2 protein-coding genes are annotated in these 1,293 nt (G+C 45.2%); both read left to right on the forward strand.

The genetic code is table 11. The annotated features are described in order from the left end of the window. The first annotated feature begins 74 nt into the window (after positions 1-74). Positions 75-335: a hypothetical protein gene (locus tag ACKTSG_RS14265; protein WP_054680420.1), complete on the forward strand. Its 261-nt coding sequence runs from the start codon at positions 75-77 to the stop codon at positions 333-335. 11 nt (positions 336-346) lie between these two features. Then, positions 347-1,237, forward strand: coding sequence for an IS3 family transposase (locus ACKTSG_RS14270; protein ID WP_054680417.1), 891 nt, complete (start codon positions 347-349; stop codon positions 1,235-1,237). The last annotated feature ends 56 nt before the right edge of the window (positions 1,238-1,293 follow it).

Consider the following 1,293-nt stretch of genomic DNA (forward strand, 5'->3'; position numbering starts at 1 on the left):
CTGGTGTTACCCTCAAAAGTGAGACAGTGAATCTAGTATAATAACATCAAAGTATGATGACTGGAGGATCTGTTATGGCTAAGAAGTACAACCAAGATTTCAAAGACATGCTCATCGAATTGCACGCAGCTGGCAAAAGGACAGGCGAATTAAGCAAAGACTACGAGGTGCCCATCGCGACTTTGGGCAAATGGTTCACCGAGCACAAACAAGCAACGACCAAGGACCTTTCAAGCGCTGATGTTGCGAAGATGCGGGCTGACTATCTTCAGATGAAACAGGAGAATGAGATCCTAAAAAAAGCCTTGGGCATCTTCGCGAAACAAAACAAGTGACGAACCGCGACTTGTATGCCTTTATCAAAACTCATGACTTCCCGATCGTCACAGCCACTGATGCTTTGTCCGTACCACGCGGTTCTTATTATCGTTACTGTAATCACGAAGCAACGCCAACTGAGAAGCGCCGAGCAGAAATCAAAGCTCAACTGCACGTTGCCTATAAAGCCTCAAAAGGCCGCTATGGCGCCCCAAAGCTGACGTTTATGATCAACCAGCAGCGAAAAGACCGCGTGGGTCAAAAACTGATTCAAAAGCTCATGCGCGAAGAAGGATTGTGTTCGATCACTCGCCGAAAATATCGCGCGACGCCGGCGGCGAACCCAGTAGCTGAGCGAAACAACCTCTTGGCGCAAGACTTTAGCACAACCAACATCAATCAGAAATGGGCAGGTGATATTACCTACGTTAAAACAGCTAAAGATGGTTGGACTTATTTATGTACTTTCATGGACTTGTTTTCACGCCGCATCGTTGGCTTTGCGTACGGTCGCGATATGACGGAGCCCCTAGTCATTAAGGCGTTTAGTAACGCGTTGATCAATCGTGACGTTTATGAGGGATTAACTGTACACACAGATCTTGGCAGTCAGTTTACCGGCAAAGATTTTGAAGAAATCTTGGTTTCAGTTGGCGCTAAACATTCATATAGTCGCAAAGCGACACCCTACGACAATGCGATTATTGAGTCATTTCATGCCTCTTTCAAAAAAGAGGAACATTACGTTTATCCAGAGAATTACCGCACTTTTGAACAAGCACGAACGAACATTTTCGAATACATTGAGAAGTGGTACAACCGCACTCGGATTCACACAGGACTAGAAATGATGAGTCCAGTGCAATATGAACTTACTCATTTGAGTGGCCAGATGATGGCTTGGAGCGCATTACCATGAAATCACAGCGCAACAATCAAATAGATTCACTGTCTCAAAACTTGACTTAATTCCAG

It is taken from the genome of Lacticaseibacillus salsurae, assembly GCF_045862175.1.
Taxonomy (GTDB): Bacteria; Bacillota; Bacilli; order Lactobacillales; family Lactobacillaceae; genus Lacticaseibacillus; species Lacticaseibacillus salsurae.

Excerpts from the sequence above, each read along its gene's own strand:
- ACKTSG_RS14265 (WP_054680420.1), top strand. The coding sequence starts at position 75 with ATGGCTAAGAAGTACAACCAAGATTTCAAAGACATGCTCATCGAATTG.